Raw genomic sequence first — 24271 nt, 5'->3', positions numbered from 1 at the left:
ACAGAGAAGCGGTACAGCGAAAAGCAGGACGGCAATGCTGTGCCCGGGGTTTGGGCCCGGGGCGGGAGAACGGGTGGGGCGGCCGAAGAGGCGGCCTGGGCAGTTAGGCGGGCGGACGGTCGGGTGGGCGGCAGGGCGGCCGAACGGAAGGGTGAAAGAGTGGAAGGGATGGCAGGGCCGGACTGAAAAAGATGGTAATGGTAAAGGTCCCGGCCCGTCCGGGTCTCGATCCGTCAAGGGTTCGTTCGGACAACCCCTCCGGTCAGCCAAAGGGCTATTCCGTCAAGGGTCCGGTCCGTCCGAGCCTCGGCCCGCCGGAGTTCCTTCCCGAGAGAGTCGCACCCCGTCAAGTCCCGACCCGCCCGAGTCTCGGCCTGTCGAGGGTTCGTTCGGTCCCTCCCCCGGTCAGCCAAAGGGCTGTTCCGTCAAGGTCTCGGCCCGTCGAGGGTTCGTTCGGTCACCCTCCCCCGGTCAGCAAAGGGCCGTTCCGTCAAGGTCCCGGCCCGTCCGGGGCTCGGCCCGTCAAAGGTCCGGTCCGCCCGAGCCTCGGCCCGCCGGAGTTCCTTCCCGAGAGAGTCGCACCCCGTCAAGTCCCGACCCGCCCGGGTCTCGGCCTGTCAAGGGTTCGTTCGGTCACCCTCCCCCGGTCAGCCTAAGGGCCGTTCCATCAAGGTCCCGGCTCATCCGGGGCTCGGCCCGTCAAAGGTCCGGTCCGCCCGAGCCTCGGCTCGCCGGAGTTCCTCCCCGGGAGGGTCGCCCCACCCCTCCACGTCAGGGTCCCCACCGCACCTTTTCCCCTTTCCTCCCCCTTCATGTCCTCCTCCTCTCCTCTACCGCTCCGGCGCCTCTTACCCCTCCGACGCCCCGCCCCTCCATCCTGCGTTCCGGTGCGGCTGAGCCGCAGGGGCCGCGATTCGACCGCCGGGGGTGGAATCGCCCGAGCCAAGATGTGGAACGGGATTTCGGGTGCGGAGCGGAGAGCTGCCGCCGCGTCGGGGGCTCCGTTGCCGAGGCCTCCGGGTAGCCGGCCGGAGCCGACGCCGGGCAGACAGACATCCCGGGAAAGGGGGGGGGAGAGGCATCCCGGAAAAGGAAAAACAAAGAGCAGGAAAGGGTTTTCGAGCAGAAGGGGCCGAAACCGGCGAAGCGGCGAAGCGGCTGAGCCGCGAAGGGAAGACCGGTGGAGCAATGCCGCTGTACAGAGATGAAACGGAGCAGCGGTAAAGCGGGAAAAAGACAGAGATGCTTCGGTGCAACAGAGAAGCGGTACAGCGAAAAGCAGGACGGCAATGCTGTGGCACGGCGGGAAAACGGCGGAGCGATGCAAATAAAACGGTGCTGCGGTGAGCGGTGCAGCGGGAAACCGGGTAGCGGTGCGACTGTGAACCGATGGAACAATGCTGTGGCGCGGCTGTAAACCGGAGCGGCGGTGCGCCCGAGGGGGGGGGGCGAAGTGTCGACAACGTGTCGATAAAGTGTCGAAAGCTGTTGAAACGGGTTGATAACTTCGGCCGTAACTCTATGAATCAACCGATTGGCGGTGTTGATAACCTCCCGAACGGAGGCGGCCGACTGTGGATTACACGGCAAATATACAACCCCGACACCCCCCTTGTCAAGAGGTCGGGCAAGATTTTCTCGAAAATGTGGAATAAACTTCCGATTTTTGCTTACCTTTGCGTGTTGAACCAATTGCTCACAACCCATGGATGATGGTCACAGTACCCCATATCGCCGTAGCGTCGTATCCCGACGCGCTCCCCTTCATCTATGGCATCCGGCACGCTCCTGACTTCCGCGTCGGCGAGCTGCTGGCGGCTACACCGGAGCGCTGCGCCGAACTCTTTGCCGAACGGGAGACCGACCTGGCCCTCGTTCCGGCCGCCCTCGTGCCCGACCTTCACGACGCCGACATCGTCACCGAATACTGCGTCGGAGCCACCGGCCCGTCGCGCTCGGCGCTGCTGCTGAGCAACGACCCCCCGCGCGAACTCCGCCGCCTCTTCCTCGACCCCCAGTCGCCCACGGCCGCCCATCTGGCCGCCTACCTGCTGGGCAAGCGCTGGGGACTCACCCCCAAATATGTCCCGCTCGACGACTCCGAGCTGCTCTTCCGCGTCGAAACGGGCGACGGCTTCGTGCTGGGCGGAGGCAAGGCCGCCGACGCCGAGGGGCTCTTCACCCACGTGACCGACCTCACGGGCGAGTGGTGCGCCACCGAGCAGCTGCCCGTGGCGCTGGGCGTCTGGGTCGCCCGCAAGGGGACCGACCTGCTCCAAATCGAGGCGCTGGAGTATGCCCTCACCTTCGGACTGGAGCACACCTTCGAGGCGGTGCGCGAATCGGTTCCCGACGAGGCGCTGCTCGAAATCTACGAACATCTCTCCTCGGAGGTCGACTACCTGTTCGACCTCGAGAAACACAAGGCTCTCAAACGATTGTGGTCCTCCGGCGTGAAGAACGCGCTGCGGACCAATCCCGGCTGAAGGTAGCAACGGGTGCCGCCTGAGCACCGCCCGATTTGCCGATACGGATTACGCAATTTCTAAACGGGAGCCACAATGATTACCATCTACCTCAAGCAATACAACAAAATCATCCGCAACGCCGACACCAAGCTCTTCGACGACCTGGGTTACGACGACATTCTGTGGATTGACATGCTGTTGCCGACCATCAAGGAGCAGAAGGCCGTGGAGAACTTCATGGAAATCAGTCTCCAGACCAAACAGCAGGTCGAGGAGATTGAGTCGACGTCGAAGTACTCCGAGACGGAAAACGCCATCATCTCCAACTCCAACTTCTTCGTTCCGACGGGGGAGTCGTTCCTCGTCGAGCCCGTCTCGTTCATCATCTCCAACGAGGGCGTGCTGGTCTCGGTGCGCAACGCCGAGTTCCGCACCTTCCGCGAGACGGAGAAGCGGCTTCAGATGAACTACCGCAGCTACTCGACGGGCTACCACGTCTTCATCTCGCTGCTCGAGGTGCGCATCGACTTCGACGCCGACCTGGTCGAGCTGGTCTCCAAGCAGGTAGGCACCCTCTCGAAGGACATCAATTCGGAGGATGCCATCGACAAGGCGGTGCTGCACCGCATCAGCGCCCTGCAGGAGAGCACCATGTCGCTGCGCGAGAACATCTTCGACCGCCAGCGCGTCCTCTCGGGCATTCTGCGCTCGGAACGCTTCCCGAGCGATATCTACCCGCGGCTGCAGCTGATGATTAAGGACGTCAACTCGCTCATCAACCACGCCGACTTCAGCTTCCAGCGACTCGACTACATCCAGGATGCGGCGCTGGGTCTGATTAACATCGAGCAGAACGAAATCGTCAAGATATTCTCGGTGGCGGCCGTCATCTTCATGCCCGCGACGCTCATCGCCTCCATCTACGGCATGAACTTCAAGTTCATGCCCGAGATGAGTTGGGACTACGGCTACCTCTTCGCGCTGGCGCTCATGGTGCTCTGCTCGGCGCTGACGATTCTCTTCTTCCGCTTCAAGAAATGGCTGTAGAGAGCCGAACCGAACAGACGAGGGACCCGTCGCACGACGGGTCCCTCGTCTGTTTTTCTCTCTTCGTTTGTCTGTTTGGCCAGTCGTTGGCCGGCTGCTCCGCCGACCGTTTGCCGACATCCCGCCTGTTTTGTCCGGTTTTCAAGCTGTTCAGCAGGTCGTTGGCCGGTCGTTCCACGGGCTGTTCTCCGGCCGCTCGCCGATTTTGTCTGTCGGGCCTGCTCCGTCGGGTCCGTCGGGTCCATTGGTCCGTTGGTCCGTCGGGTCCATTGGTCCGTTGGTCCGTAGGGTCCATTGGCGCCGGAGGGGGTCCGTTGATGCCCGCACCCTGCCGCGGCCTGCGCCCTCTGCCTGCATCGAGGCGGCGGAAAAGCGTGCCGCCGCCCGGCTCGGCGCCGGACGAAGAATGCACGCGGCCCGAACCTCCGGCCCGGATGCCGACAACGGAGCCGCTACGCGCTCAAAACCTGCTCGCACGGACCTGCCCCGCTTGGGACATTTCAGCTCGGAACATCTCCGCACAGAACGTTCCCGTGCGGGCTATTTCCCCCTTGGGCCGCCCTGCTCCGGACACCTTCACTCAAGAAGCTCCGCTCCGGCCGTCCCTTCCAGGCCGCTCCCGGACACCCCCGCTCAGGCGGGAAACTCCTCGGGATGGCTTTTGACGTAGCCGAGCAGCATCGCCTCGTAGTTCTCGTCGAGCGACTGATACTCCGTCTGCAGCGCGTCGATTTTCGCCTCGTCCTCCTCCGTGGCATGCTCGCAGCAGGGGGACTCGATGCCCTCCAGCACGCGGCGCGCCCGCTCGACGATGTCGGCACGGCGCACCGCACCCAGCTCGCGGAAGTAGCGCACGGCCGGCTCCAGCAGATGGGCGTGGCGGTTGTAGCAGAGGCCGAAGAAGCCGCATTCGCGCACCTCGTCCTCGACCACCCGCGTCACGTAGAAGAGCCGCTCGCCGTGGGTCAGCCCCTCGGGACAACCCCGCTCGTTGCAGATGCCCTTCTCCTCGAGCGAGCTCCAGATGCGGTCGTAGAGCGCCTCGCCCTCCTGCGACTCGGTCTCGGCCCCCGGCTCGGAGCGATGTCCCTCATGACAAAGTTTTTCGAAAAAGTTCCACATGGTCAGTTGTTTTTGACGGGTCAGAAACGGCTGCTGCACACGCCCTTGCGGAGGTAGGATAGCTCTCCGGCAGAGACCTACGCCCGGTCGAACATCCCTTCCCGAAGGAGGGGCTCCATCCCGACGTCAGGCCTCGCCCTGCCGGCAGTCCCCGCCCCGACGGATGTTTTTCTCCTTTCTCCCGAGCGAAGCCCTCTTCCCGGCGGCGTTTTTCTCATCGGCCGAAGCCTTTTCTCCGGCGGTGCTCTCCTTCCCCGGCCGGAGCCTTCGCCCGACCCTCGGGCCGGCAAGGTGCGGCACCCGGTACGGCGTCATCGCAGCGCATTTCCAAACAAATTTACGAAATTCCTGCAAAAACCGTACTCCGCACCCCCTCCGAATTGCACCTCCACCCCCATTTTTTGCCGCCGCCGGCTCCCCGCCCGCTCCGCCACACCCCGATTCACTCCGAAGCCCCCTTCTCCGGCAACACCCGACCCGTCCAGCCCGCCTCCCTCGCCTGCACCCCGTCTACGCCCTCCGGAGCACCCGCATCGTCCGCCCGCAACCCGCCCACATCGCTCACCTCTTCCCGATACCCGGCATCCAGCCTCCTCCCCGATGCCGCCGAAACTCCTCTCCGCCCACTCCCCGCCTTCCGCCGCCACATTCGTCTCCTCCTCCTGCCGGAACCACACCCCGACTCGCCCCCGCCCCCGCCGTCTCTCCTGCCGTCTTCCCCATCACCGCCCCCCCCGCAGCAGCCCACCGACCGGGTGGCCGGCCAATGCCCCCTCCGTCGCCTTTCTGCCTCCCGCCCTTCTCTGCGTCGCCATCCTTTCTCCCGCCGCCTTCCGCCGTCACCACCGTCGTCTCCCCCTCCTCCCGCCGTCGCCGGCTCCTCACCTCCCCCGCCACGGCGCCCCCTCCGCACCCCCTTCTTTCAAAGAAAGAAGAGCCGACGCGGCCCTTATTCCCGACAAAATCGCTATCTTTGCAAAATATGGACGGCCCACCGGCAAAAAACGCGCGCAAGCGTGGCCTTTTGCCCGCGCCTTTTCGTATATTTGCACACTTGTATCCGCGTCATGCTCGAAAAACTGGCTAAACAGACCGCCGTCTACGGCATCAGCACCATCGTGGTGCGGTTCCTGAGCTACCTGCTCACGCCCTACTATACACGCATCTTCGGGCAGGAGACCTACGGCATCGTCACCGATGTCTACGCCCTCATCCCGCTGGCCCTCACCCTCCTGACGATGGGCATGGAGTCGAGCTACTTCCGCTTCTCGGCCAAGGCCGAGGAGGCCGGCGGCGACGTACAGGGCGCCAAGCGCCGGCTCTTCGCCACCACGTGGGGCGCCACCTCGCTGGCCGCCGTGCTCTTCTTCGCCCTCATCCTGCTCTTCCGCCAGGGCATCTCCGCCGCCATGGGCCCGGCCTACGCCGCCCATCCCGACTACATCGTCTGGGTGGGGCTCATCATCCTCTTCGACGTCTCGGCCTGCATCCCCTTCTCGCGGCTGCGCGAACAGGGGCGCGCCATGACCTTCGTGGCCATCAAGGCGCTCAACGTGGTGCTCAACGTCGCCCTGGCCTTCGCCTTCGGCATGGCGGGGCTCTTCGCCACGGAGTTCGGCGTGGGGTGGGTCTTCGTGGCCAACCTCGCGGCCAGCGTGGTGACCTGGTGCGTCATCCTCCTCACCACCGACCGCGTCCTTCCGCGCATCGACCGCCGCCTGCTGACGGCCGTCTTCGCCTACTCGCTGCCGCTGCTGGTGGGCGGACTGGCCGGCACGGCCAACGAGTTCATCGACCGCCAGCTCATCAAGTACCTCGTCCCCGAGGGGGCGATGGCCCAGCTGGGCGTCTACGGCGCCATCACCAAGATTGCCGTGGTGATGATGCTCTTCTACCAGATGTACCGCCTGGCGGCCGAGCCCTTCTTCCTCTCGAACTTCCGCAAGTCGGAGTTCGTCGCCATGAACGCCGCGGCGCTCAAGTACTACGTCATGGCCTCGATGCTCATCTTCCTGGGCATCGCCCTCTTCCGCGACCTCTTCGCGCTGATTGTGGGGCGTGACTTCCGCGAGGGCATCTACATCCTGCCCGTCGTGCTGGGGGCCAACGTGCTGACGGGCGTCTGGCTCAACCTCTCGTTCTGGTACAAGCGCGAGGAGCGCACCTCGCTGGCCATCGTCGTCACGGGGACGGGCCTCGTGGCGATGCTCTGCTTCGGGTGGCTGATGATTCCCCGCTGGGGCTACTTCGGGGCGGCTTGGGCGCGGCTGGCCAGCGAAACGGCGATGGTGGCCGTCAGCTGGTGGCTCAACCGCCGCTTCTTCCCCACGCCCTACGACTGGCGGCGCATGGGCGAGTATGTCGTCACGGCCCTCGCGCTCTTCTTCGTCTGCGAGCGGGCCGGGGTCGTCCTGGACAATATTTGGTTGAGCTATGCGTTTAACATAGTGGCATTTGCGGGCTATGCGGCCTACCTCGTACGGCGCGAGCACATCGACCTGAAGGCGATGCTCCGCTCGGCGCTCCACCGCCGGTAGCCGGGGGGGCAGGAAGGGGAGAGCCGGCCCCGCAACGAAACAACGAAACAACGAAACAAGGAACAGAAAGGAGAAGATTCGCATGCGATTTGCCGACATCATCGGACAGGAGGAGCTCAAGCGCCACCTCGTGCAGGGCATCGACTCGGGGCGCGTGAGCCACGCCCAGCTCTTCACGGGAAGCGCCGGACGGGGCGCGCTGGCGCTGGCCGTGGCCTACGTGCAGTACCTCTGCTGCCGCCACCGCCGCAACGGCGACTCGTGCGGCGAGTGTCCCGACTGCCGGCAGATTGCCGAACTGGCCCACCCCGACCTGCATCTGGTCTTCCCGGTCAACCGCCAGGGCAAGAAGTCGGGCGAGGCGGTGCGCAGCGACGAGTTTCTTCCCCTCTTCCGCGAACTCTTCACCCGCACCGGAGGCTACTTCTCGCCCCAGATGTGGTACGACAGCCTCGATTTGGGCAAGACGCTCAAGGGGATGATTTCGGCCCGCGAGGCCGACGACATCATCCGCAAGCTCTCCTTCAAGAGCTACGAGGCGGAGTACAAGACGATGCTCGTCTGGCTGCCCGAGACGATGAACGAGGAGGCGGCCAACAAGCTGCTCAAGATTCTCGAGGAGCCGTGGGAGCGGACCCTCTTCCTGCTGGTGAGCGAGCAGCCCGAGCTGCTGCTGCCGACCATCCTCTCGCGTACGCAGGAGGTCACCGTGCCGCGCCTCGAGCCGCGCGTGCTCGAGGAGGAGGCCTTCCGGCTGGGGGTCGACGACCCGCTGCGCGCCCGCAACATGGCGCGGCTGGCCGGGGGCGACCTGCTCGAGCTGCAGCGCCTGGCGGCGGGCGAGAGCGACACGCTGCGCCACGAAAACTTCACGCTCTTCTGCTCGCTCATGCGGCTGAGCTACAACAACCGCCACCTCGAGCTGCTGGGGTGGGCCGAGCAGGTGGCCGCCCTCACGCGCGAGCAGCAGCGTGCCTTCCTGCGCGACATGGCGCGGCTGCTGCGCGAGAGCTTCGTGCTCCACGCCGGCATCGACTCGGTCTGCTACCTCTGGGGCGAGGAGCTGGACTTCTGCCGCAAGTTCTGCCCCTATGTCGACTCGCACAACATCGAGCCGCTGGTGGCCCAGGTCGAGAGCGCCCAGACGCAAATCTCGCAGAACGGCAACCCCACGATTGTCTTCACGCACTTCGCCCTCGCGGTGAGCAAAATGATAGGATTACGTTAACGTCAACGCTATGGAGTTATGGCACGTGTGGTATTTTTGACAGGAGGAAACGTCGGCGACGTAAAACGGCGCCTGCAACGGGCACAACAGTTGCTCAACGAACGGGTGGGGGCGGTGCTGCGCTGCTCGCACCGCTACGAGAGCGCCCCGTGGGGCTTCGAGGCCGAGGAGCGCTTCTCGAACCAGGCCATCGAGGTGACCACCGACCTCTCGCCGCTCGAGGTGCTCGACACCATCGAGCAGATTGAGAACGAGCTGGGGCGCAACCGCGCGGCCGAGGCCGTCGAGCGTGCCCGCACGGGGAGCCGCTACTGCTCGCGCCCCATCGACATCGACATCCTCTTCTACGACGACCGGGTGATTGACACCCCGCGCCTGGTGGTTCCCCACCCGCTTCTGGCCGAGCGGGAGTTCGCGCTGGTTCCGCTCTGCGAAATCATGCGCACGCGCCGCCATCCGGTCACGGGGCTCACGGTGGGCGAGATGCTCGCGGCGCTCAAACACGACAACGAACCGACGACATGCTGAACGGAAAACGACTCAGAATAACGGCCGCCCTCTGCCTCCTGGCAGCGCTGGGCGGATGCTTCAAGGATGTCTCCTACGACACCTCCTACGTGCTCAAGCCGCTGCTCCAGAGCGCCTCGGGCAGCGACGTGGAGGCGCTCGAGGGGACCCTTGCCTATGCCTTTGCGGCCGACACCTCCGAGTGGGAGGTGACGAGCTACGAGGATGCGCTGGCGGGCATCATCACCTCGCGGCGCGACCCCTCGCTCAAGGACAACGCGCCGATGGCCACGGCCGAGCCCTACGAGGCCGAGGGGACACGCGGCTGGCTGACGATGCGCATCACGCGGTTGAGCGCGCTGGTGGTGGCCGTCAACCCCGAGCTGCGCCTCTACGGCTACCGCCAGCAGGGCTTCGGCGAGAACATGCCGCGCCTCTACTCGACGGTGGTCTTCCGCCCCTGGAAGCAGAGCTACGACGAGTCGAAGTCGTGGTTCATGCGCAACGACTTCTACACCCCGCCGCTCGAGGCGCAGTACATCATCGAGCCCTACGTCGAGACCACCGAAGGGGCGACGCCCGAGCAGCTCACCGCGCTCAAGGCCTACGCCTATGCGGTCGACACCACCGACTGGAAGGTGGCCACCTACGACGACGCCACGCTGGGCATCATCACCTCGAAGTACGACGAGGAGGAGACCAAGCGCAACCCGATGGCCACGGCCTCGCGCGACTCCGGAACGGGCAACTTCACGATGACCGTCTCGGGCACGCCGCTGATGGTCATCGTCGCCGACACGCGCAACCGCCGCTACGCCTACAGCCGCCAGGACATCGACCTCTCGGGAGGCCCCTACTCGGCGCGGCTCACCTTCCGCCCGTGGCGCACCGACTCGGTCTACGTCGAGGACGGCTGGCGCTTCGTCAACAACTACGACCCCGAAGCCGAGCCCGAGAACGGGACGACCCTCAAAACCAGACAACGATGAACGCCATGCCCCGACATACCCTGCGCGCCCTTCGGCTGGGCGTCCTGCTGCTCTTCGGCTCGACGCTGCTGAGCCGCTGCGCCACGATGATGACCCCCACGGGCGGCCCCAAGGATACGCTCCCGCCGGTCATCCTCACCATGACGCCCGACAACTACACGCGCAACGTCCCCACCGTCCCCAAGGGGATGAAAATCTACATCGGCTTCGACGAGTTCGTCCAAATCAAGGACCAGCAGAAGGAGTTCTTCACCTCGCCGCAGATGAAGAAGAAGCCGACGCTGACGCTGCGCGGACGCGGGCTGGTCATCCAGCTGCGCGACACGCTGGAGCCCAACACCACCTATGCGCTCAACTTCGGCAGCGCCATCCAGGACAACAACGAGAACAACCCGCTCTACTCGATGCGCTACGTCTTCTCGACGGGCGACGAAATCGACTCGATGATTCTCTCGGGCTACACGGCCGACAGCTACAAGACCGACTCCGTGTCGAAGAGCTTCATCTGGTTCTACCCGGCCGACTCGCTGGACGAGACCCCCGAGTACGACTCGACCATCTTCAACCGCAAGCCCTCGGTCATCGCCCGGGCCGAGACCAACGGCATCTTCATCGCCCAGAACCTCAAGCCCATCCCCTACCGGCTCTACGCCATCGAGGATACGAACGACAACCAGATGTACGAACCCGGAGTCGACCAGGTGGGCTTCATCGAGGAGCTGCAGAACCCGCTCGAGCTGCCCGACTTCGCCATCTGGTACGACTCGCTGCGCCGCTACGTGACGGCCGAGCCGCAGCTCTACTTCCGCATGTTCACCGACGTGGCCTTCCGCCGCCAGATGCTCTCCGAGACGGCCCGTCCGCTCCAGCACCAGGCGATGCTCTACTTCGCCTCGGCCCACCCGCGCATCGTGCGCATCCACTTCGACAGCATCCCCGACGAGCGGGTCATCATCGACCCCCAGACCGTGGGGCGCGATACGGTGGCGCTGTGGTTCAACATGCCCTCCGAGTCGCTTCCCGACACCATCCGCGGCACCATCACCTACTTCAAGCACGACTCCATCCGCCAGCTGCAGGAGGTGACCGAGGATTTGAAGCTCGCATGGCGCCTCGTCGAGACCAAGGCCGAGGAGCGCGAGCGCGAGAAGCTCGAACGCGAGAAGCGCAAGGCCGAGGAGGCGGGCGAGGAGTGGACCCCGCCGGCCGAGAAGAACCCCTTCGCCTGGAAGTTCGTCACCTCGGGCGAAATCAACCCCGAAGAGGACCTCGTCGTCGACTTCGACTACCCGCTGGCGCGGCTCGACTCGGCCTCGCTGGTGCTCACGCGCGACTACCCCGACAGCACCCACGAGGAGGTGCCGCTGCGCATCGTGCGCGACACGGCGCAGCTGCGCCGCTGGCACATCCGCACCGAGTGGGTTCCCGCCTCGAAATATACGCTCACCATCCCCGCGGGGGCCATCACCGACATCGCCGGCTTCTCGAACGACTCCATCGTGGAGTCGCGCGCGACGATGGACCCCGAGAAGTTCTCGACGGTGAAAATCAACGTCGTGGCGCCCGACGACGGGACGCGCTACATCATCCAGATGCTCGACGGCGGCGGCAAGCTCAAGCAGGAGCGGCGCGACCTGAGCAGCGGCCTCTGCCAGTTCAACTACGTGCCGGCGGGCGACATCCGCTTCCGCGTCATCGAGGACAGGAACGGCAACGGCAAGTGGGATGCGGGCAACCTTGTCGAGCGGCGCCAGCCCGAGCGCACGGAGCTCTACGCCAACGACGACGGGGAGGACACCTTCACCACCAAGGCCAACTGGGAGATGGAGTTCACGATGGACATGTCGCGGATATTCGCCCCCGTGACGATGGAGTCGCTCATCCGCACGCTCGACGAGCGCGAGGAGCAGCGTCTGCGCCGCGAGGCCGAGAAGCTGGCCAAGGAGGGCGACAAGGGGCGCCGCGAGCGCGAGATGCAGGAGCGCCAGGCCAACCAGGAGCGCTTCAACAACACCATGAATACCACGGGCGGCATGTTCATGCGCTGACGCGCCCCCGCAGAGAGAGACCCAATGAAACGATTTGCAATCATCGGACTACTGACCGCGGCCCTGCTGGGCTGCGCAAGCGCGCGGGCGCAGCACACGCTGGGCTTCGTCGTGGGCTACGGCATGGGCAGCGCCCGTTTCCAGCCCACGCAGGAGACGCGCGGCGTGTGGGGCATGTACAGCGCCGGCCTGACGTGGCGCCACTACGGCAAGCAGCGCTTCGTGGGGGGCTTCGGCGCCGACCTGGAGTTCCTCCAGCAGGGCTTTTCGTTCGCCCTCAACGCCTCGCAGGTCGAGGACAAGAAGGACTACAGGTACTACACGCGTCGCGTCAACTCGGTAGTGCTGCCCATCGTCTGGCAGCCCCACGCCTACCTCTTCAAGCACCGCGTAAGGCTCTACCTCGAGGCGGCGGCCACCTTCTCCTACAACATCTCGTCGACCTACGAGGACGAGGTGCTGCGCGACGCCGGGCGCCCCGACTGGCGGGGCGACTACCCCTTCAAGGTCGAGCGCGACAACCGCTGGGGCTACGGCCTGGCCGGCGGCGCCGGCATCGCCATCCTCATCCGCCGCTTCGAGCTCAACCTGCGGGCCCGCTACTACTTCGGCTACTCGGACATCGTGCGCAACCGCAACAAGTATGCGGACAACACCACCGACGGCGCCGAGAACCCCTTCTGGGCCACGCCGCTGCGCTCGCCGATGGACAACCTCAACATCAGCATCGGCCTGAGCTACCGCTTCAACAAGGAGGGCTTCGACTCGTGGAACACGCCGCGCCGCAAACGCGAGAAGGCCGGCGTCGAATTCAGTTACGACAAGAAAAACAGATAACACCATGGAAACGACCCGTCAGCAGAAAATCGCCCGTCAGATTCAGAAGGACATCGCCGATATCTTCCAGAAGGAGGGGGCCGCGCTGGTCCGCGGGCTGCTCGTCACCGTCACGGCGGTGCGCGTCTCGCCCGACTTCAGCTACGCCAAAATCTACGTGAGCGTCTTCCCCTTCGAGAAGAGCCGCGAGCTCATGGAGCGTCTCGAGCACGAGAACTGGTTCGTGCGCCGGGCGCTGGGCCAGCGCATCCGCAACCAGCTGAAGAACGTCCCCGAACTGCAGTTCTTCCTCGACGACTCGCTCGAATACATCGAGCACATCGAGGAGGCGCTCAAACACTGACCCGACCGCTCCGCACCGCACCCCTCGCCGCCGCATGAACCTGCCCCGCCATATCGCCCGCCGCTACCTCTTCGCGCCCAAGTCCCACTCGGTCATCAACCTCATCGCGGGGCTGAGCGTCGTGGCCGTGGCCATGCCCGTGGCGGCGATGCTCATCCTGCTCTCGGTCTTCAACGGCTTCGAGAGCCTCATCCGGCAGATGGGCGGGGCCTTCGACGCCGACCTGACGCTCACGCCCGCCGCGGGGATGACCTTCGAAACGGCGAGGCTCGACACGGCGGCGCTGGCCGCCGCGCCGGGGGTCGAGGCCCTCTCGTTCATCCTCGAGCAGAACCTGCTGCTCGAGCGCCACGGCCGCCAGGCGGTGGCCACGCTGCGGGGGGCCGACGACGCCTACGCGAAGGTGCTGCCGCTCGACAGCATCGTGGCGGGGGGCGACGCACGGCTGCACGTGGGCGAGCTCGAACGGCTCGTCATCGGCCAGACAATGGCCTACACGCTGGGCATCCGCACGCTGGCCGACGCCGAGGTGACGCTCTACGCCCTGCGGCGGAGCTCCTTCTCGACGCTGCTGCCGCTCGACAGCTACACGCGGCAGCGCGAGCCGGTGGGGGGCGTCTACGTCCTCGACCTCGAAACCGAGCGGCGCTACGTGCTCGGCTCGCTGCACATGGCGCAGGAGTTGTTCAACTACCCGGGCCGCGCCTCGGCGCTGCTGCTGCGCACCGCGCCCGGGGCCGATGCCGAACAGGTGGCCGCCCGCGTGGCCCGCATCGCGGGCGACGACTTCCGGCTCCGCACGCGGGCCGAGATGCAGGCCTCGCTCTACCGCATCATGCGCTACGAGAAGTGGGGCATCTTCTTCATCTCGCTGCTGGTGCTCGTCATCGCCTCCTTCTCGATTGTCGGGGCGCTGGCGATGCTCATCGTCGAGAAGCGCGACGACGCCGCGACGCTCCGTGCGCTGGGTGCCGACACCTCCTTCCTGCGGAGGCTCTTCAGCGCCGAGGGGGCCCTCATCAGCGGCGCGGGGGCGCTGCTGGGCGTGGTGTTGGGCGTGGGCGCGACGCTGCTCCAGCAGCACTACGGCCTCATCCGCATCCCTGCCGAGAGCTTCCTGATGCAGAGCTACCCGGTCGAGTTCCGCTGGACGGACCTGGCGGCCGTCGCCGTGGCCTTCACCCTTGTGGCGGGGCTCATCACGCACCTCACCGTGCGCAGCATGATAAAACGTACCGAACCATGAAATACCGCATCCGACTGGCGGCGCTGCTGCTGCTCGGCCTGATGGCCGGAGCCTGCACGCGCCACAAAATCATCCCCGACGATGAGCTGGCGCTGATTTTCCATGACGCCTTCCTGACCAACGCCTACATCACCACGGAGCGGCTCCGCCTCGATTCGCTCGAGATTTACGAGCCGATTTTCGCCCGCTACGGCTACACGACCGAGGACGTGCAGTACACCATCGGCAACTTCTCGAAGCGCAAGAGCGCCCGCCTGGGCGACGTGGTCGAGGAGTCCATCCGCATGCTCGAGGAGGAGGGCAAGCGCTACGAGCACGAGGTCTCCATCCTCGACACCATCGACAACGTGGCGCGGCGCACCTTCACGCGGCGCGTCTACACCGACTCGCTGGTGCGCGTGCGCACGCTGCGCGACACGGCGCGGCTCCACGTCCGCCTCGACACCCTCCTTGCGGGCGAATACAACCTCTCGGTCTGCTATACGGTCGACTCGCTCGACCGCAACCCCGGGCTGCGGGGCTCGGCGTGGCTTGAGCGCTGCGACGGCAGCCGCACGGGGGGCTACACCTTCACGCTGCGCCGCGGCAAGGAGGAGCGCTTCTCGCGCCACTTCACCACCGACAGCACCACGCGCAGGCTGCACCTCAACCTCTTCCTGCCGCGCGAGGCGGCCGGACGCCCCTCCGTCACCATGCGCGACCTGCGCATCGACTACACGCCCCCGACGGCGCAGGCCGTCGAGAGCCTCTACATCCGCCAACTCGACATCCGCATCTTCGCCGATGAATTCTTCCGCGCAGCCCATCCGGCGGATAGCCTCTAACCTGCTCTGGCAGCCCGGGGGCTTTCTGCGCCACCCGCTGGTGAGCATCGACGCCGGGGGGCGCATCCTCGGCGTGGAGCAGTGCGCCGAGCCCGACCGTCTGGCCGGCGTGGAGTTCTACGGCGGAGTGCTCCTCCCGGGGCTGGTCAACGCCCACTGCCACCTCGAACTGGCGCACCTGGCGGGGATGATTCCCGCGGGGTGCGGCTTCCGGGGCTTCATCCGCGCGCTGCGGGCCCACCGCCACGCCGTGAGCGGTGAGGAGCGCCACCGCGCAGCCGACCGCATCGACGCCGCCATGCGCAGCCGCGGCATCCGCGCCGTGGGCGACACCTCCAACGGGATGACCTCGTTCGCCACCAAGCGGCGCAGCGCACTGCGCTACCACACCTTCGCCGAGCTCTTCGGACTGCGGAGCAGCACCACGGAGCACCTCGCGCCGCTGCTCGCCGAGCCCGACACCTCGCCCACGCCCCACTCGCTCTACGCCGTGCAGGAGGCCCCCTTCGCGGCGCTTGCCCGCGAGGGCGACGCGCCCCTCTCGCTCCACTACCTCGAGACGCCCGACGAGAAGGAGCTCTTCCGCGGGAAGGGCGGGCTGTGGGAGTGGTACCGCAGCGAGGGGCTTTCGTGCGACTTCCTCCACTACGGCTCGCCGACGCGCCGGCTGGTCGAGCAGACGCCCCGCGACCGCTCGCTGCTGCTGGTCCACGCCACCTGCACGACGCAGGAGGATATCGACCAGCTGCGCGAACACTTCACCGCACCGCTCTACTGGTGCCTCTGCCCCACCTCGAACCGCCACATCTCGGGGCTTCGCCCGCCCGTCGAGCTGCTGCGGCGCAACGGCGCCCTCATCTGCCTGGGTACCGACTCGCCGGCCTCGAACCCCGCCATGTCGCTCTTCGAGGAGATGCGACAGCTGGAGGAGGTACCGCTCGGGGAGCTCATCGCCTGGGCCACGCTCCACGGCGCCCGCGCGCTGGGGATGGAGCAGGAGCTGGGGAGCGTCGAGCCGGGCAAACGGCCGGGGCTCTGCCTGCTTTCAGGCATCGACTACGCCTCGATGCGTCTGGGCCCCTCCGCCCGCCTCCGCCCGCTGCTCTGAGCGAGGGGAGCGAGGGGAGCGAGGGGAGCGCCCGCACCGCCCCGAAAGGGCCGCCGCAGACCCGAAGCCGGCGCCGCACTGGAAAAGGACCGCCGCAGACCCGAGTACTACCCGCCTTCTCCACCCGCCGCTCCGAACGAGGAGGGCTCCCGCGCCACCCACCTCCGCAACAACAGGTCGACCCCGAAACCGGCTTTCACCTTCGCCATCCGCCGCTCCGAGCGAGGAGGACGCCCGCGCCAACCCGCCGGAAAAGGGCCGCCGCAGCCCGAATCCTACCCGCCTTCTCCGTCCGCTATTCCGAACGCCCAAGGCCGGTGCGGAACAATCCCTTACGCTTCCCCGGGTCCATCCGCCACCCCGGCTCCATCCACTCCCCCTGGCTCCTTATTATAAAAGAGTCACGCACGGCCGCTCCGCCGCCCTCCTCCTTTCCCCGCAGCTCCGTCCCGCTCCCCGCCATCGCCCCTGCCGGAATCGGGGTTGCACAAACCGGAATTCCGGTCATCCCCCGCAGCGCACAAAGCGCTATCTTTGCACCGTCGGACCCATCGCCCGACATCCGAATACCATGGCAGACATCTTCGAACGCATGAAAGCGGGCGAGCTCATCCTCGACAGCGACCCCGAATATCCCCGCCTCTACGAGGCGCTGCTGCGCGGCATGCGCATCACCGGCGAACTCAACTCCTCCTACCGCACCCCCGCCGAGGTGCGCGCCGCCCTGAGCGAGCTGACCGGCCAGCAACTCGACGACTCGGTATGGGTCGTTCCCCCGTTCCACACCGACTTCGGACAGTTCATCCGCTTCGGCCGGGGCGTCTTCGTCAACAACGGCTGCACCTTCATGGACCGCGGCGGCATCACCCTTGAGGAGGGGGTCTTCATCGGCCCCAACGTCAACCTCATCACCGAGAACCATGCCGAGGAGCCCGAGCTGCGCCACAACGTCTACGGGCGGCCGATTCTCATCCGCCGCAACGCCTGGATAGGGGCCTGCTCGGTGGTGCTTCCGGGGGTCACCATCGGTGAGAACGCCATCGTGGGGGCCGGTTCGGTGGTCACGCACGACGTCCCGGCCGACACCATTGTGGCGGGCAATCCGGCGCGCGTCATCCGCCCGATTCGCAAGTAGCAAGGGCCCGGAACGGGAGGCGGTGGGCCCGAGCCCGGGGACAGAACCTGGGAACAAAACCCGGGGCCCGATGGAGCCGGAAATCGGAACCGGCTTCGGAAAGAGGCCCGAATCGGTCCCTACGGAGCCGGGAACAGGCCCGGGAGCCAACCGGAGCCCGTACCCGCCCGATGAATCACCCCGCGCCGATGCCGGCCCTTCGGTCCGCAACCCGCATGCGGCATCCCTCACCCCGGCTTCAGCCGGGGTTTTTCGCAATGAGAGCCGCCCGAACGCACTGCAGACCTCGCAGAAGCCGTCGCACCCGCCCCGCCGCCGGAAAATCGCCCCGCCGTCCGACCCCGGAAAAACCCATCCGACCCCGGGGAAACCCGTCCGAGCCCCGGGAAGCCCCTGCCCGCCCGGCATCGCCGACCCTTTCAGTCGCACCCGGCCCCCTGCGCCCGCCAGAGAAACGGAAGCCCGCACCGCACCCCGCCAACCATTCCGGACCCTCGACACCGCCCTTCGCAATCCACCGGCCTCACCCGCACCGGGGAACCGCCTTACGCCGCACCCCCATGCCACACCGCTCCGGCACCCCTCCAACCGCTCCGTCCCCCTCGCAACAGCGCCTCACCTGCGCCGGAGAACCGCCCCGCTGCGGGGAACCTCTCCGCCCCCACAGCATCCACGCGCCGCAACACCCTCCCGTGCGACCTTTTCCGTTCACGAAAAAGAGCCCTAACGTTTGCAGATAAGCTTTTACTTGCCGAAATTCGAACTTCCGGCAACCCCAATCTTCGCATTCATGAAAAGTTTAGGCATAGACATCGGCTCCTCTTCGGTGAAGGTGTCGCTAATGGACATTGAAACGGGCGCCTGCGTCGCCTCGGCCACCCAGCCCGCGCAGGAGATGCCCATCGAGGCCCGCCACAGCGGCTGGGCCGAACAGGACCCCGACCTGTGGTGGTACTACGTCGGCGTGGGGCTCGACGCCCTGCGCGAGGCGGGACACCCGCTCGACGACGTCAGGGCCGTCGGCATCACCTACCAGATGCACGGCCTGGTCTGCGTCGACTGCACGGGACACCCCCTGCGCAAGGCCATCATCTGGTGCGACTCGCGCGCCGTCGAAATCGGCGCCGAGGCACTCGAAACCCTCGGCCGCGAACGCTGCCTGGAGCACCTGCTCAACTCGCCGGGCAACTTCACCGCCTCGAAGCTGGCCTGGGTCCGCCGCAACGAACCCGAACTCTTCGCCCGCATCGACAAGGTGATGCTCCCGGGCGACTACATCGCCTTCCGCCTCTCGGGCGACATCTCGACCACCGTGGGCGGCCTCTCGGAGCAGATTCTCTGGGACTTCGCCGAGGAGCGGCGCGCCGACTTCGTGGCCGACTACTACGGCATCCCCCACGCGATGCTGCCCCGCGCCGGCGCCTCCATCGGCATCGAGGCCCGCACCGACGCCCGGACCGAGGAGCGCTTCGGCATCCCGGCCGGCACGCCCATCTCCTACCGCGCGGGTGACCAGCCCAACAACGCCTTCTCGCTCAACGTGCTGGAGGCGGGCGAGGTGGCCGCCACGGGCGGCACGAGCGGCGTGGTCTACGGCGTGGTCGACACGCGCCGTGCCGACCCCCTCTCGCGCGTGAACACCTTCGTACACGTCAACCACCGTCCCGAGCAGCCCCGCTACGGCATCCTGCTCTGCATCAACGGCACGGGCATCATGAACTCGTGGATGCGCCGCAACGTCACGCAGCAGACGCTCGACTACGCCGCGATGAACCGCCTGGCCGAGAGCGTCCCCGTCGGGTCGGACGGCCTGCTGGTGGTCCCCTTCGGCAACGGCGCCGAGCGTGTGCTGGGCAACCGCTGCCCGGGTGCCTGCATCCACCGCCTCGACCTCAACCGCCACACCACGGCCCACCTGCTGCGCGCCACGCAGGAGGGCATCGCCTTCTCGTTCCGCTACGGCCTGGACCTGATGCGTCCGCTGGGGCTCAACCCCGCCGTCATCCGCGCCGGAGCGGCCAACCTCTTCCTCTCGCCCCTCTTCCGCCAGACGCTCGCCACGCTGACGGGGGCGCGCATCGAGCTCTTCAACACCGACGGCTCGCTGGGCGCCGCCCGTGGTGCCGCCCTCGGCGCAGGGCTCTACCGCTCGCGCGAGGAGGCCTTCGCATCGCTGCGCCGCGTCGATGCGGTCGACCCTGCCCCGGCCGACCGCGACACGCTCGAGGAGCGCTACGCCGAGTGGTGCGCGCTCGTCGGACGCGAAACCGGTTGCTGAATCCCCTGACCTGAACAGAAAACCCTACAAATCAATTCACAATAAAAATTATGGCAACAAAAGAGTATTTCCCTACCGTGGGGAAAATCCCCTTCGAGGGCAAGGATTCGAAGAATCCCTTTGCATTCCACTACTATGAGCCCGAGCGCGTCGTGCGCGGCCGCAAGATGAAGGACTGGTTCCGCTTCTCGATGGCCTGGTGGCACACCCTCTGCGCCGAGGGCGGCGACCAGTTCGGCGGCGGCACCAAGAAGTTCCCCTGGAACGAGGCCGCAACGGCCATGGAGCGTGCCCGCAACAAGGTCGATGCCGGCTTCGAGTTCATGCAGAAGATGGGCATCGAGTACTACTGCTTCCACGACGTCGACCTGGTGGACGAGGCCGCAACGCCCGAGGAATATGAGAAGAATCTGAAGGAGATTGTCGCCTACGCCAAGCAGAAGCAGGCCGAGACGGGCATCAAGCTCCTCTGGGGTACGGCCAACGTCTTCGGCCACGCCCGCTACATGAACGGTGCCTCGACCAACCCCGACTTCGACGCCGCAGCCCGCGCCATGCTGCAAATCAAGAATGCGCTGGACGCCACCATCGAGCTGGGCGGTCAGTGCTACGTCTTCTGGGGCGGCCGCGAGGGCTACATGTCGCTGCTGAACACCGACATGAAGCGCGAGAAGGAGCACATGGCCACGATGCTGCGCATGGCCCGCGACTACGCCCGCTCGAAGGGCTTCAAGGGTACGTTCCTCGTCGAGCCCAAGCCCATGGAGCCGATGAAGCACCAGTACGACGCCGACACGGAGACGGTCATCGGCTTCCTGCGCGCCCACGGCCTGGACAAGGACTTCATGGTCAACATCGAGGTGAACCACGCCACGCTGGCCGGCCACACCTTCGAGCACGAGCTGCAGTGCGCCGTCGACGCCGGCATGCTGGGTTCGATTGACGCCAACCGCGGCGACTACCAGAACGGCTGGGACACGGACCAGTTCCCGATTGACCTCTACGAGATGGTTCAGGCCATGATGGTCATCCTGCGCGGCGGCGGTCTGAAGGCCGGCGGCACGAACTTCGACGCCAAGACGCGCCGCAACTCGACCGACCTGGAGGATATCTTCATCGCCCACATCTCGGCCATGGATGTCATGGCGCGCGCTGCTCATCGCCGCCGACATCCTCGACAACTCGCCCTACGAGAAGATGCTCCGGGAGCGCTACGCCTCCTACGATTCGGGCGAAGGCAAGCTCTTCGAGGAGGGCCGCCTGACGCTCGAGCAGGTTGCCGAGTACGCCCGCACGCATGAACCCGTGCAGCGCAGCGGCAAGCAGGAGCTCTACGAGGCCATCGTCAACATGTACGTATAACCACACCCGGCGACCCGCCGGTATCCTGCCCGGAGCGCCCGCCGCGTGCGGAGCGCCTTCCGACAAGCTGTTCCGCCCCCGCCGCACCGCCCCCTCACCCGGGGAGCCCCGTGCGGCGGGCGAACGGCGTGTCGGTACCGGATGCGTCGCCCCGCCAAAACCAACCCCTCGACAATGACCTCGGAACCCAAAACGGGGAGCCGCCTCTACCTGCTCTCCATCGTCATGGTCGCCGTCATCGGCGGCCTGCTCTTCGGCTACGATACGGCCGTAGTCTCGGGTGCCGAACAGGCGCTCGACCAATTCTTCCGCACGGCGCGCGACTTTGACTACACGCCGTGGCTGCACGGCTTCACCGCCTCGAGCGCCCTGCTGGGCTGCATCATCGGCGGCGCCATCTCGGGCTTCTGCGCCTCGCGGCTGGGCCGCAAGCGCTCGCTCATCGTGGCCGCCGTGCTCTTCTTCGTCTCGGCCGTCGGGTCGTGGTGGCCCGAAAGCGGCATCCTGCCCTACGGCGAAGCCTCGCGCGCGCTGCTCATATCGTTCAACTTCTACCGCATCATCGGCGGCGTGGGCGTCGGCCTGGCTTCGGCCCTGTGCCCGATGTACATCGCCGAAATCTCACCGGCACGCATCCGCGGCACGCTCGTCTCGTGCAACCAGTTCGCCATCATCTTCGGCATGCTGGTGGTCTACTTCGTCAACTACCTCATCCGCAACAACCTGGGCGACACCGCCGAGACCATCCAGACGGCCATGGTCGCCGTCGGCTGGCGGCGGATGTTCCTCTCGGAGGCCTTCCCCGCGGGCGCCTTCCTGCTGCTCATCCTGCTCGTCCCCGAGACGCCGCGCTACCTCGCCCTCAAGGGGGACGACCGGCGCGCCTTCGCCGTTCTGGAGCGCATCAACGGCACCTCGGAGGCACACTCGATTCTGGCCGACATCAAGTCGACGGTCCACGAGCGGCGCGAGCGGCTCTTCGCCTACGGAGGCATGGTCATCGCCGTGGGCGTGCTGCTCTCGTTCTTCCAGCAGGCCATCGGCATCAACGTGGTGCTCTACTACGCGCCGCGCATCTTCGCCAACATGGGAGCCACGGGCGACGCCTCGATGCTCCAGACGGTCGTCATGGGTGTGGTCAACATCATCTTCACGGTGGTGGCCATCTTCACGGTCGACAAGGTGGGACGCAAGCCGCTGCTGATGATTGGCTCGACGGGCATGATGATAGGCATGCTGGCCCTCGCCGTGCTGTCGTTCACCGACGCCATCGGCCTTGCGGCGCTCGTCTTCATCATCCTCTACACCGCCTCGTTCATGATGTCGTGGGGCCCCATCTGCTGGGTGCTCATCTCGGAGATTTTCCCCAACACGATTCGCTCGCAGGCCGTAGCCATCGCCGTGGCGGCGCAGTGGGTCTCGAACTTCCTGGTTTCGGCCACCTTCCCGTCGCTGAGCGGCTGGAGCGTGGGGGGCACCTACTGCATCTACGCCTTCATGTCGCTCCTGTCGGCCCTCTTCGTCTGGAAGATGGTTCCCGAGACCAAGGGCAAGACGCTCGAGCAGATGTCGGCCCTCTGGCGCAAGTAACGACCCCCAGAGCCCGCCTCCGGGCCCTTTCCCGGACAGACCCGGCTCTGAGAGGACCCGGCCAGCGCCGAACGGGGCCCCAACGATTCCCGGGCCGTTCCCAAAGCCTCCGGGCCGCGGATTCGACCCCGCCCTTCAACGAAAACCCCTGCCCGCAACCATGCGGACAGGGGTTTTTGTCTTATCCGGAGCGCAGGATTTCATCCGGCCGGGCCGTTCCGCTTCCGGACGCCCGCCTTTCACACGCGGGAGACGGGGTGCCTCACCCGGCCGCTCCCGGCCACACACGGCCGCCCGGCCGCACCCGCGACAGCGACAGCGACAGCGACAGCGACGGCGCCGTCAATCGCCCTGCAACAGGCGGTCGAGCAGCCGGTAGAAAGCCTCGCCCGACCCCTTGAAGCACGCCAGCACCCGCCCCTCGGGCGACAGGACAACCTTGAACGGATAGGCCGTCACGCCGTAGCGCACCTCCGTGGTTCCGTCGTGCGAGAAAACCTGCAGCCACGGCATCCGATTCTTCGCCACAGCGGCCCGCCACCGCTCCTGCCTGTCGTTGCAGGCCACGCCGACAATCTCCAGCCGCTCCCCATAGCGGCGACAGTACTCCTCCAGGGTGGGGAATTCCCGAATGCACCACGAGCACCACGACCCCCAGAAGTCGACGACCACATACTTGCCCCGTCCGAAAAGAGCGCTCAGCCGGAACTCCTCGCCGTTGATGTCCTTCAGCGTAAAGTCCGGCGCAGGGCGCCCCACCTCCAGCTCCGGCCTCGCGGCTGCGGCCGCCTGCTGCTCCCGGGCCACGCGGGAGAAGATGGACTCTATCACGTCGATGTAGCTTCTGAAACGCCCGTTCCGCACCTCAGGCGAGAGCCTCCGGATGGCGGGCAGTATCTCCGTATAGTTCTGGTTGAGCAGGAGCACGGCCGAAAGCTCGTCGTCGGTATGGCTGCTCAGGTATCGGCCGGCAACCACCCACAACCGCCTGTTTATGGCGAGATTGGCCGCCTTGCGGATGCTGTCGGCCTCCGTGCGGTCGAGCCCCCCGGCCACATCCCGCTCATACCGGGCCCGCACGGCGTCAAACTCCCGGTAGAAGGGTACCAGCTGCTGCCGGAGGCTGTCGAACCGCTGATAGAAGGCCGAGCCCCCGATGCGCCAGTCGCTGGCGGAGGCAAAGGGGCCCTCCACCTCCGCACGCTCGCCGGGGACGAAAAAGAGAGACTCCTTCCCACCGGTCGAGCGAACGGCCAGAGAGGCCTGGCAGGCCTGCACCAGCGAGCATTCATAGGTGAAGAGACCCTCGCCATCGACGGGAACAGCGGCATTCACCACCCTCTTTTCCGGTTCGCGCACGACGTACTCTATCCGCAGCGTATCGTTCGCAACATCGGTAAAACGCCCCCTGAGCGTAAAATTGCGGGCCGACAGATTCAGGGCCATGGTCGCCAGCAGGGCCACAGCGAGTGCAACTCCTTTCATTCTCTACGATTTTTTGTTCGTTCCACGATTGCCACCCGGCGCCTGCCGGAGAGACTTCCGACAGCGAACGGGAAGCGGAAGCCCTGCCGCGCGATGCCGGCAGCGACTCCCGACGAC

17 protein-coding genes and 1 pseudogene are annotated in these 24271 nt (G+C 66.2%); 16 read left to right on the top strand and 2 right to left on the bottom strand.

Translation table 11 applies throughout. The features are described from left to right. Positions 1 to 1709: 1709 nt before the first annotated feature. Both B5F90_RS06590 and corA read left to right on the top strand, forming a co-directional pair. The gene (locus B5F90_RS06590; protein WP_087362007.1) at positions 1710 to 2486 is read left to right on the top strand and encodes an MqnA/MqnD/SBP family protein; all 777 of its coding nucleotides are present in this window, start codon (positions 1710 to 1712) and stop codon (positions 2484 to 2486) included. A gap of 75 nt (positions 2487 to 2561) precedes the next feature. Continuing rightward, positions 2562 to 3515, top strand: coding sequence for a magnesium/cobalt transporter CorA (gene corA, locus B5F90_RS06585; protein WP_087362006.1), 954 nt, complete (start codon positions 2562 to 2564; stop codon positions 3513 to 3515). Positions 3516 to 4148: 633 nt separating this feature from the next. On the opposite strand, the gene B5F90_RS06580 is transcribed toward corA, so the two are convergent. After that, on the bottom strand, positions 4149 to 4637 hold the full coding sequence (locus B5F90_RS06580) for a DUF4375 domain-containing protein (protein ID WP_087362005.1): 489 nt from the start codon (positions 4635 to 4637) through the stop codon (positions 4149 to 4151). Between the two features lie 1067 nt (positions 4638 to 5704). Between B5F90_RS06580 and B5F90_RS06565 the strand changes: the two genes are divergently transcribed. The 14 genes and pseudogenes from B5F90_RS06565 (at position 5705) to xylE (ending at position 22669) form a co-directional block, all read left to right on the top strand. Next, positions 5705 to 7174: an oligosaccharide flippase family protein gene (locus B5F90_RS06565; RefSeq protein ID WP_087362002.1), complete on the top strand. Its 1470-nt coding sequence runs from the start codon at positions 5705 to 5707 to the stop codon at positions 7172 to 7174. Positions 7175 to 7256: 82 nt separating this feature from the next. Beyond that, positions 7257 to 8402 carry a DNA polymerase III subunit gene (locus B5F90_RS06560; protein ID WP_087362001.1) on the top strand — a complete coding sequence of 382 codons (1146 nt, stop codon included), beginning with the start codon at positions 7257 to 7259 and terminating at the stop codon, positions 8400 to 8402. A gap of 18 nt (positions 8403 to 8420) precedes the next feature. After that, complete coding sequence (folK, locus tag B5F90_RS06555) at positions 8421 to 8930, top strand: 2-amino-4-hydroxy-6-hydroxymethyldihydropteridine diphosphokinase (RefSeq protein WP_087362000.1); 510 nt, start codon at positions 8421 to 8423, stop codon at positions 8928 to 8930. Continuing rightward, the gene (locus B5F90_RS06550) at positions 8924 to 9898 is read left to right on the top strand and encodes a hypothetical protein (RefSeq protein ID WP_087361999.1); all 975 of its coding nucleotides are present in this window, start codon (positions 8924 to 8926) and stop codon (positions 9896 to 9898) included. The genes folK and B5F90_RS06550 overlap by 7 nt, the downstream gene beginning before the upstream one ends. Next, positions 9895 to 11946: an Ig-like domain-containing protein gene (locus B5F90_RS06545; protein WP_087361998.1), complete on the top strand. Its 2052-nt coding sequence runs from the start codon at positions 9895 to 9897 to the stop codon at positions 11944 to 11946. Before B5F90_RS06550 ends, B5F90_RS06545 begins: the two co-directional genes overlap by 4 nt. Positions 11947 to 11970: 24 nt before the next feature. Next, positions 11971 to 12783, top strand: coding sequence for a porin family protein (locus B5F90_RS06540; RefSeq protein ID WP_087361997.1), 813 nt, complete (start codon positions 11971 to 11973; stop codon positions 12781 to 12783). Positions 12784 to 12787: 4 nt separating this feature from the next. After that, positions 12788 to 13126, top strand: a complete 339-nt coding sequence (gene rbfA, locus B5F90_RS06535; protein ID WP_087361996.1) for a 30S ribosome-binding factor RbfA — start codon at positions 12788 to 12790, stop codon at positions 13124 to 13126. Positions 13127 to 13160: 34 nt separating this feature from the next. Next, positions 13161 to 14372, top strand: a complete 1212-nt coding sequence (locus tag B5F90_RS06530; protein WP_087361995.1) for an FtsX-like permease family protein — start codon at positions 13161 to 13163, stop codon at positions 14370 to 14372. Next, entirely contained in the window at positions 14369 to 15196 is an 828-nt protein-coding gene (locus B5F90_RS06525; protein WP_087361994.1) for a DUF4296 domain-containing protein, read from the top strand. The genes B5F90_RS06530 and B5F90_RS06525 overlap by 4 nt, the downstream gene beginning before the upstream one ends. Then, complete coding sequence (locus B5F90_RS06520; protein WP_087361993.1) at positions 15156 to 16304, top strand: amidohydrolase family protein; 1149 nt, start codon at positions 15156 to 15158, stop codon at positions 16302 to 16304. Before B5F90_RS06525 ends, B5F90_RS06520 begins: the two co-directional genes overlap by 41 nt. 571 nt (positions 16305 to 16875) lie before the next feature. Further along, positions 16876 to 17439, top strand: a complete 564-nt coding sequence (locus tag B5F90_RS06510; protein WP_087361991.1) for a sugar O-acetyltransferase — start codon at positions 16876 to 16878, stop codon at positions 17437 to 17439. 790 nt (positions 17440 to 18229) lie between these two features. Beyond that, positions 18230 to 19717, top strand: coding sequence for an FGGY family carbohydrate kinase (locus B5F90_RS06505; protein WP_087361990.1), 1488 nt, complete (start codon positions 18230 to 18232; stop codon positions 19715 to 19717). A 50-nt stretch (positions 19718 to 19767) separates the two neighbouring features. Further along, positions 19768 to 21079: pseudogene (xylA, locus tag B5F90_RS06500) on the top strand (xylose isomerase). Between the two features lie 141 nt (positions 21080 to 21220). Continuing rightward, positions 21221 to 22669 carry a D-xylose transporter XylE gene (gene xylE, locus B5F90_RS06495; RefSeq protein WP_087361989.1) on the top strand — a complete coding sequence of 483 codons (1449 nt, stop codon included), beginning with the start codon at positions 21221 to 21223 and terminating at the stop codon, positions 22667 to 22669. A gap of 342 nt (positions 22670 to 23011) precedes the next feature. On the opposite strand, the gene B5F90_RS06490 is transcribed toward xylE, so the two are convergent. Then, positions 23012 to 24154, bottom strand: coding sequence for a TlpA disulfide reductase family protein (locus B5F90_RS06490; RefSeq protein ID WP_087361988.1), 1143 nt, complete (start codon positions 24152 to 24154; stop codon positions 23012 to 23014). Between the last annotated feature and the right edge of the window lie 117 nt (positions 24155 to 24271).

The sequence above is a fragment of the Alistipes sp. An31A genome, from assembly GCF_002159425.1.
Taxonomy (GTDB): Bacteria; Bacteroidota; Bacteroidia; order Bacteroidales; family Rikenellaceae; genus Alistipes; species Alistipes excrementigallinarum.
This window is presented reverse-complemented; position numbering and strand designations above follow the sequence as displayed.

Coding starts and splice junctions, on each gene's coding strand:
- B5F90_RS06590 (WP_087362007.1), top strand. CDS start 1,710: ATGATGGTCACAGTACCCCATATCGCCGTAGCGTCGTATCCCGACGCG.
- corA (WP_087362006.1), top strand. CDS start 2,562: ATGATTACCATCTACCTCAAGCAATACAACAAAATCATCCGCAACGCC.
- B5F90_RS06580 (WP_087362005.1), bottom strand. CDS start 4,637: ATGTGGAACTTTTTCGAAAAACTTTGTCATGAGGGACATCGCTCCGAG.
- B5F90_RS06565 (WP_087362002.1), top strand. CDS start 5,705: ATGCTCGAAAAACTGGCTAAACAGACCGCCGTCTACGGCATCAGCACC.
- B5F90_RS06560 (WP_087362001.1), top strand. CDS start 7,257: ATGCGATTTGCCGACATCATCGGACAGGAGGAGCTCAAGCGCCACCTC.
- folK (WP_087362000.1), top strand. CDS start 8,421: ATGGCACGTGTGGTATTTTTGACAGGAGGAAACGTCGGCGACGTAAAA.
- B5F90_RS06550 (WP_087361999.1), top strand. CDS start 8,924: ATGCTGAACGGAAAACGACTCAGAATAACGGCCGCCCTCTGCCTCCTG.
- B5F90_RS06545 (WP_087361998.1), top strand. CDS start 9,895: ATGAACGCCATGCCCCGACATACCCTGCGCGCCCTTCGGCTGGGCGTC.
- B5F90_RS06540 (WP_087361997.1), top strand. CDS start 11,971: ATGAAACGATTTGCAATCATCGGACTACTGACCGCGGCCCTGCTGGGC.
- rbfA (WP_087361996.1), top strand. CDS start 12,788: ATGGAAACGACCCGTCAGCAGAAAATCGCCCGTCAGATTCAGAAGGAC.
- B5F90_RS06530 (WP_087361995.1), top strand. CDS start 13,161: ATGAACCTGCCCCGCCATATCGCCCGCCGCTACCTCTTCGCGCCCAAG.
- B5F90_RS06525 (WP_087361994.1), top strand. CDS start 14,369: ATGAAATACCGCATCCGACTGGCGGCGCTGCTGCTGCTCGGCCTGATG.
- B5F90_RS06520 (WP_087361993.1), top strand. CDS start 15,156: ATGAATTCTTCCGCGCAGCCCATCCGGCGGATAGCCTCTAACCTGCTC.
- B5F90_RS06510 (WP_087361991.1), top strand. CDS start 16,876: ATGGCAGACATCTTCGAACGCATGAAAGCGGGCGAGCTCATCCTCGAC.
- B5F90_RS06505 (WP_087361990.1), top strand. CDS start 18,230: ATGAAAAGTTTAGGCATAGACATCGGCTCCTCTTCGGTGAAGGTGTCG.
- xylE (WP_087361989.1), top strand. CDS start 21,221: ATGCGTCGCCCCGCCAAAACCAACCCCTCGACAATGACCTCGGAACCC.
- B5F90_RS06490 (WP_087361988.1), bottom strand. CDS start 24,154: ATGAAAGGAGTTGCACTCGCTGTGGCCCTGCTGGCGACCATGGCCCTG.